Here is a 6,855-nt window from a genome sequence, read left to right on the forward strand (position 1 = left end):
TCCGGACGGGGCTCCGAGCCACCGCGGTCAGGGCAGCGACCCGAGCCGCCGGGTGACAGTCAGCGGCCGAGTTGCCGTGCCGGTCTGGTGTTGCCGCCAAGGTCGCGGCCACCCAGGTCCGCGTGGCGGCCGGCCTCCGCCCCGGACCCGAAGCCGGTGCCGCCCAGCCTGCGGGGCGCAGCGGTGCGCAGTCGTGGGTACTGCTCGGCGAGCCGCCGCTGCACCCGGTCCGACCGATCGGCAAGCACCAGCGCCACCGACGGGGTCCCCGACTCGCTGGCCGCCGCCGTTTCCGCCGCCCAGAGTCGGCCGCCGATCACCTCGGCGAAACCGGCAAGCCAGGACCGGCGGAAGGCGGCCGGGTGATCGTCGACCGGCACGGCGGTGGCGGCCAGGCCGTGTGCCGCCTGCACGAGCAGTGAGGTGAAGAGCAGGTCCACCCGTTCCAGATCGCTGGCGAAGCCGAACAGGTGCAGCGCGAAGCCGTTGCCCTGCCGGCGGCGTACGCAGCGGCAGCGCAGTGGTTCGGCGACCGCGGCGAGCAGGCCGACCTTGTCGCGGGCGTAGGGGGCGACGATGTCCAGGACCCGGTCGCCGACCGGGTCGGTGGTCGGATCACGGGCGGCGAGCAGCGCCCGGTCCACGCCGTAACGGGCGATCAGCTCGGTCGCCTTGGCGGTGAACGCCTCCGCCTCGGCGGGTGTGCAGGCCGGGTCCTCAGCCTGGGCGAGCAGCTTACGGACCTTGCTGAGCATGGCCTCGGACATGACTAAGAGCTATCACACGGGTCGGACGTCATTGGGGCCGCGCTGAAATCGATCGATCGTTATCATCGTCACGATCGATGATCAGTCCAATACGGACGGTCAACCACCCGCTTCCGGAGGAATGCATGCCATCCCCAACCGCTCGACTGTTCGCCGTCGCCACGGCCACCGCACTGCTCTTCGCCGGCACACCGGCGCAGGCCGAACCGACCGGATCGGTCGCCCCGGTCTCCGCCGGGCCGAACGCCTTCGCCCCACTCGCCACCTGCTACGGCGGCGCGGTCCGGTCGTACTTCGAGACCGGCCGCTACGGCGGCTCAGCCGGCCAGTACCGCACCACCACCCGCTGCCGCGACATCAACGTCCGCAACGCGAGCGTGTACGCCACCGAGGCGTGCGTGATCTTCGTCGACAAGACGAGCGCCTGCAACTACTGGACCTACCTCCCGGCCAACTCGGGCTGGACCACCGTGGCGACGAACGTCCGGGACGGGGTGAACTTCCAGATCCGCTTCGAGAACCTGCGGTACGAGTACGAGCCCCTTATCGCGTACCACGCGTTCTGAGCGACAGTGCGGGCGCGGCGTCCGTCCCGCCGGACGTCGCGACCCGACGGGTGTCACTCTGCGCGGCTACGCAGGGTGGCGATCGTCGAGCCGGCGAGGGTGAGCAGGCAGTCCGGGAGCAGCCCGTCGGCCGCCGCCGCGCCGAACAGCGCCTCTCCGGTCGGTTCGTCCCGATTGGCGTACGCGCTGACGAAGCGGGCCACCCAGCGGGTGTCGTAGTCGGCCTGATCGATGCCCGGGAAGTCGAGGGCCGCCCCGCTGCTGGCCGGCGCATCGCCGACCATCGTCGCGGCCAGGCACCAGGCCACTCCGTACGCGCCGCTGAGGCCGGCCCGGTCGACGACCGCGTCGAATGCGCCCACCACCGCGTCCCCATCCCCGGTCAGCGCCGAGCGGAGCACGGCGGTCGCGTCATCGAACGTCTGCTGTGGTAGGTCCGTCACGCAGCGCACAGTAGGACGGGCGGTCAAGCGACCCGACGACCGTCACTGTCCGTGTTCAACGCCAGCTACCTGCGCATTACGCCACCTCCACGGTCCCGCCGATGGCCTCGGCACGCTAATGTGCGCAGCGGACCTTCGCCGGAGGAAGGACGACCATGTTCGTATCACGCCGCTCGCGGGTGGCCACACTGGCTGCCTGCGCGACGATCCTGCTCGCCACAAGCGCCTGTGGGGATGACAAGGCCAAGGAGTCAAGCGCCCAACAGGTGCGCCTCTATGGCACGGACGGCAACATGCTCAACACCTATCCCGCGGAGTTGAAGGAACGTGCGAGTCTCGTCGACGGGATGAAGGGCACCACGCCTCTCGTACCGCTACCGGAGGACTTCAAGAGCCGACTGAAGACCGTCAGTCCGGCGCTGACGGACTACGTGTACTCGGCCGAGACGTACGACGCGGTGGTGGTCGCCGTGCTCGCCGCTCAGCTGGCCGGAAGCACCGACCCGGCCGCCATCGCGAAGCAGATCGTCGCCGTGACGAACGACGGGCAGCGCTGCGAGGACCCGGCGACCTGCCTCGCGCTGGCTCGTAACGGCCAGGACGTCGAGTACCGGGGTGTCTCGCTGACCCGGGCGGGTTTCACCGACAAGGGTGAGCCGGCCACCGCGAGCTACGCCACGCTCACCTTCGACGGGCAGCAGATCAACGACGGCAAGACCGAGTTCGTCGGCGCGGGCATCGAGTCGGCGGCGAGCACCAAGGCACCACCGAAGCCGAAGAAGCAGCGGCCGACGGTGGACCCCGACCAGAAGCCGCTGATCCTGGGCGGCCTGCTGCCGAAGACCGGTGACCTGTCGATCGCCTACCCGCCGATGGCGGCCGGTGCCGCGCTGGCGATCCGGGAGATCAACGCCGCTGGTGGCGCGCTGGGCAAGCCGGTGACGTGGGTGGACGGCGACGACGGCACCAACCCGGCGGTGGCCAAGGCGACGGTGGCAAAGCACGTGACGGACGGCGTCAGCGTGATCATCGGCGCGGGTGGTTCGGGTATCTCCCGGGCCGTGCTGCCGGACGTGGTGCAGGCCGGGAAGATCCTCTTCTCCCCCTCCAACACCGACAGCAGCCTTACCGACGTGGACGACGGCGGTCTCTACTTTCGCACCGCGCCGCCGGACAGCCTGCAGGGCCGGGCGCTCGCCGACGTCATCCTCCGCGACGGATCGCAGAAGATCGTCATCGTCGCCCGCAAGGACTCCTACGGCGAGGGCCTCCAGGGCACCGTCCGTGACGAGCTGGAGAAGGCCGGCATCACCGGCGACCGCCTCAAGCTGCTCACCTACGACCCGCCCGCCGACGCCAAGGCTACCCCGGTGGACTTCTCCAGCGGCGCCAAGGAGATCAAGGACTTCGGCGCGGACGCCGTACTGATCATCGGCTTCGGTGAGTCGGCCTCGGTGATCCGTTCGCTTGCCGACAGCGGAGTGCAGATCCGGCAGTAGCACCATCCTCGGCTAGCAACGGCCGCACCGGCGCGAGCGTCGGTGCGGCCGTTGCGTTCGCGGTAATCACCGCGGCCGGCGGCGCTCCAGGAAATCGGTCATCCGCCGGTGCTTCTCCTCGTCCTCGAAGAGCACCGCCTGGCTGACCAGGTCGAGATGTGGGTGCGCGGCCGCCGGTGCGTCCACCGCCAGCTTGGTCAACCGCAGCGCCAGCGGGGAACCCAGGGCGATCTCGTCAAGCACCCCGTGTGCCACCGTGAGCAACTCGTCGGGCTCGTCCACCACCCGGTTCACCAGCCCGATCCGCAACGCCTCAGTGGCGTCCACCCGCCGGCCGGTGAAGAGCAGCTCCTTGGCCCGACCCTCACCGATCAACGCGGGCAGCCGGTGCGTCGCGCCCGCGCCGGCCAGGATCCCCAACCGCACCTCCGGCTGGCCGAAGACCGCCCGCGCGGTGCACACCCGCAGATCGCAGGCGTACGCCAGTTCCGCGCCGCCGCCCAGCGCCGGCCCGTCGACGGCGGCCACCGTCGGCATCGGCAACGCCCGGATCCGCGCGAAGGCGGCGGAATTGATCGCCGCCAGGGCGTCCGTGCGACCCCGTTCCCGGAGCTGAGCGATGTCGGCGCCACCGGCGAAGATGCCGGCCGTACCGCCGGTGAGCAGCAGCAGCCGGGGGCGCGCTTCCAGCTCGGCGCAGAGCTGGTGCAGCTCGCCGATCAGGTCGGCGTCGATGGCGTTGCGCTTCTCCGGCCGGTCCAGGGTCACCACCAGCCGGTCCGGCCGCTCCTCGATCCGCAGTCCGCTCACCGCGCCCACCCACTCCTCGTGCTCACTGCTTGACCCCGCCCTTCCACAGGTAGAAGCCGTGCCCCGACTTCTTGCCCAGCCGCCCCTCGGCCACCATCTCCACGAGCAGCGGCGGCGGTGCGAAGCGGTCCCCGTACGCGGCCTGGAGGGTGCGGGCGATGTCCAGCCGCACGTCGAGGCCGACCAGGTCGGTGAGCTCCAACGGCCCGATCGGGTGCCGGTAGCCGAGCACCATCGCCTTGTCGATGTCGGCGGGGCTGGCCACCCCGTCGGCGACCATCCGGATCGCCTCCAGCCCGAGGGTGACCCCGAGCCGGGAGGTGGCGAAGCCGGGCAGGTCGCGTACGACGACGGGGTCCTTGCCCAACCGGCCGGCGAGCGCGACGGCCGCGGCGGTGGTCTCCTCGGCGGTGGCCGGGCCGACCACGATCTCCAGGAGGGCCATCGCCCAGACGGGATTGAAGAAGTGCAGGCCCAGGAAACGCGCTGGCGCGTCCAGCCCGGCGGCCAGCTCACCGATGGCGATGCTTGAGGTGTTGCTGGCCAGCAGCGCCGGGTGTAGCGCCGCGGCGTCGCGCAGCACCGCCCGCTTCAGGTCGAGCCGCTCCGGCACCGCCTCCACGATCACGTCGGGGTTCGCGGCGACCTCGGTGAGCGTCGGGCGCAGGGTGACCCGCTGCCGATGCGTGGCGGCCTCGTCAGCGCTCAACCTGCCGCGCTGCACGGCCCGTTCCCACAGCTCGGCGAGCCGGTTCAGCGCGGCTCTGCCCCGCTCCGGGTCCACCTCGACCAGTTCGACGGCGTGCCCGGCCCCGGCCGCCACGTACGCGATGCCGAGCCCCATCGTGCCGGCACCGACGACCACGAAACGTTCGCTCATCACGCCTCCCTGTCCCGCCTGCCGGCGCGCGGGGTCCCCGCCACACCGAGCCGGGTGATTCGCCTGCTCCGCTCGCTCATGCTGCGACCCTAGACAGCGCGACGATCCGGACCATGCTTGGGGGAGCGCGGGATCGGGTAATGACGGCCCGTCAATCGAGGGAAGGACCAGTCGACATGAGCCAGGCACCGGAGCACGTCACCGACTCCGAGATCGTGGAGACCCGGGGCGACGAGCGGGTCGAGCTGCTGCGCGCGGACACCAACAACGACGGCAAGACCGATGTGTGGGTGGTGGACACCGACGGCGATGGCAAGGCCGACCTGTTCCAGTTCGACACCGACGGTGACGGCAAGGTGGACATCACCATGGTCGACATCGACGAGGACGGCCAGCCGGACGAGGTGGTCGACGGCGACGGTGGCCTCCCGCCCGAGCAGCTTCCCCCGACCGTCCAGGTCTGAGCGGTACGACGGCCCTCGCACCCGCTGGTGCGGGGGCCGTAGCTCACTCGGCGAGGCGCAGGGTGGCCAGGTAGTAGGGGGCGTCCCGGTCGTCCACATCGGTCAGCTGCCAGCCGCTGCCGTGCACAAGCGCGGCGAACTCGTCGGCCGAACAAACCAGGTAGTCGAACCATTCGGTGCTCAGCTCGCGGTAGCGCAGCCGGAGCCGGAGTTGACCGCCGAGCCGGCCGCGCCGGCGGTTGCGCTCGTGATAGCTGGTGTGCAGCGGGTCGCGGGTGCCGTACGGGTCGGTGCCGTGCGCGATGATCTGCGCTCCCGGTCGGGCCAGCGCGGCGAGTGCGGCCAGGAAGCCGGGGGCCCGTTGCCGCCCCTCGAACAGCCCGAGGTTGTTGCCGAGCAGCAGGAACGTGTCGTAGCGCCGCCCGTCGGCGACGTGCGTGTCGACGGTGCCGTGCACCAGCCGCCGGACACCACGACGCCGGCTGACCGCGAGCGCACCCGCGGAGGTGTCCAGCCCGGTGACCGGTACGCCGCGCTCCTGGAGCAGGAGCGCGATCCGGCCGGCGCCGGTGCCGATGTCGAGCGTCTCGCCACGTACCCGGTCCACGGCCCGGTGGTCGTACGGCTGCCACTCCGACGGCCCGTCCAGGTAGTGCGCGGCCGGAGCGCCATTGATCAAACCATCGTCCCGCTCGATGATCTCGATGACCGGCCGGGGTAGTCGGCCGCCGACCATCGGTCGGGGGCCCACTCCGGTGGCCACGGCGAGCGTGTCCCGCAGCAGTTCGCCGATCACGTCACCGATTTGAGGCTCAGCTGTCACGACGTTCACGCTATCTGTCCACTCAGCGGCCGGTAGCGGCCGTATCCTGGCGGCGTGACCACGCTAGACCGGCTGTCCGCCGAGAAGTATCTGCTGCTCACGACCTTCCGCAAGGATGGTCGGGCGGTGCCGACCCCGGTCTGGGCGGTCCGCGACGGTGAGGCGTTGGCGGTCTGGACCCGGGCCGACTCGGGCAAGGTCAAGCGGATTCGCAACAACGGCCAGGTGACAGTGGCGCCCTGCGACATCCGGGGGCGTCCGCACGGGGCGGCGGTGGCCGGGCACGCCACGATCTGTGGCGGCGCCGACACCGGTCGGGTCCGTGATCTGCTCAAGCACAAGTACCGGCTGGTCGGCCGGCTGAGCCTGTTGGGCAGCCGGTTGCGCGGCGGCGAGGGCAGCACTGTCGGCATCCGCGTGACGCTTGCCGAGGACGCGCGCTGAGGGTGTGGTCAGATTTCGCTCCGGACATCGAGAAGGGGGGGGGGGGGGGGGGGCCCCCCCCCCCCCCCCGAAAAAAGGTGCCCGGACAGAGCCCCCCCCGGGGAGGGGGGGGGGGCCCCGGCGCCGGGCCCCCACCCCCCCCACAACCGGGACACCCGG

General features: G+C 71.2%; 9 protein-coding genes. 4 read left to right on the top strand and 5 right to left on the bottom strand.

The window, feature by feature from the left end:
- Positions 1 to 59 precede the first annotated feature (59 nt).
- Positions 60 to 767, bottom strand: a complete 708-nt coding sequence (locus AB0B85_RS08330; protein ID WP_357404893.1) for a DUF2786 domain-containing protein — start codon at positions 765 to 767, stop codon at positions 60 to 62.
- Between the two features lie 125 nt (positions 768 to 892).
- Here AB0B85_RS08330 and AB0B85_RS08335 point away from each other — a divergent pair, with 125 nt between their 5' ends.
- The gene (locus tag AB0B85_RS08335; RefSeq protein ID WP_357404895.1) at positions 893 to 1,333 is read left to right on the top strand and encodes a hypothetical protein; all 441 of its coding nucleotides are present in this window, start codon (positions 893 to 895) and stop codon (positions 1,331 to 1,333) included.
- Between the two features lie 53 nt (positions 1,334 to 1,386).
- Here AB0B85_RS08335 and AB0B85_RS08340 read toward each other — a convergent pair whose 3' ends face one another.
- The gene (locus AB0B85_RS08340; RefSeq protein ID WP_357404897.1) at positions 1,387 to 1,776 is read right to left on the bottom strand and encodes a hypothetical protein; all 390 of its coding nucleotides are present in this window, start codon (positions 1,774 to 1,776) and stop codon (positions 1,387 to 1,389) included.
- Between the two features lie 155 nt (positions 1,777 to 1,931).
- Here AB0B85_RS08340 and AB0B85_RS08345 point away from each other — a divergent pair, with 155 nt between their 5' ends.
- Complete coding sequence (locus tag AB0B85_RS08345) at positions 1,932 to 3,275, top strand: ABC transporter substrate-binding protein (RefSeq protein ID WP_357404899.1); 1,344 nt, start codon at positions 1,932 to 1,934, stop codon at positions 3,273 to 3,275.
- A gap of 66 nt (positions 3,276 to 3,341) precedes the next feature.
- Here the strand turns inward: AB0B85_RS08345 and AB0B85_RS08350 are convergent, their stop codons facing one another.
- Both AB0B85_RS08350 and AB0B85_RS08355 read right to left on the bottom strand, forming a co-directional pair.
- Positions 3,342 to 4,085: an enoyl-CoA hydratase/isomerase family protein gene (locus AB0B85_RS08350; RefSeq protein ID WP_357404901.1), complete on the bottom strand. Its 744-nt coding sequence runs from the start codon at positions 4,083 to 4,085 to the stop codon at positions 3,342 to 3,344.
- A gap of 22 nt (positions 4,086 to 4,107) precedes the next feature.
- On the bottom strand, positions 4,108 to 4,965 hold the full coding sequence (locus AB0B85_RS08355; protein WP_357404903.1) for a 3-hydroxyacyl-CoA dehydrogenase family protein: 858 nt from the start codon (positions 4,963 to 4,965) through the stop codon (positions 4,108 to 4,110).
- A 176-nt stretch (positions 4,966 to 5,141) separates the two neighbouring features.
- Here AB0B85_RS08355 and AB0B85_RS08360 point away from each other — a divergent pair, with 176 nt between their 5' ends.
- The gene (locus tag AB0B85_RS08360; protein ID WP_357404905.1) at positions 5,142 to 5,429 is read left to right on the top strand and encodes a hypothetical protein; all 288 of its coding nucleotides are present in this window, start codon (positions 5,142 to 5,144) and stop codon (positions 5,427 to 5,429) included.
- Between the two features lie 43 nt (positions 5,430 to 5,472).
- Here AB0B85_RS08360 and AB0B85_RS08365 read toward each other — a convergent pair whose 3' ends face one another.
- Positions 5,473 to 6,252 carry a class I SAM-dependent methyltransferase gene (locus AB0B85_RS08365; protein WP_357404907.1) on the bottom strand — a complete coding sequence of 260 codons (780 nt, stop codon included), beginning with the start codon at positions 6,250 to 6,252 and terminating at the stop codon, positions 5,473 to 5,475.
- A 54-nt stretch (positions 6,253 to 6,306) separates the two neighbouring features.
- Here AB0B85_RS08365 and AB0B85_RS08370 point away from each other — a divergent pair, with 54 nt between their 5' ends.
- Positions 6,307 to 6,696 carry a PPOX class F420-dependent oxidoreductase gene (locus AB0B85_RS08370; RefSeq protein ID WP_357404909.1) on the top strand — a complete coding sequence of 130 codons (390 nt, stop codon included), beginning with the start codon at positions 6,307 to 6,309 and terminating at the stop codon, positions 6,694 to 6,696.
- Positions 6,697 to 6,855 lie beyond the last annotated feature (159 nt).

This window comes from Micromonospora sp. NPDC049044 (assembly GCF_040649215.1).
GTDB lineage: Bacteria > Actinomycetota > Actinomycetes > Mycobacteriales > Micromonosporaceae > Micromonospora.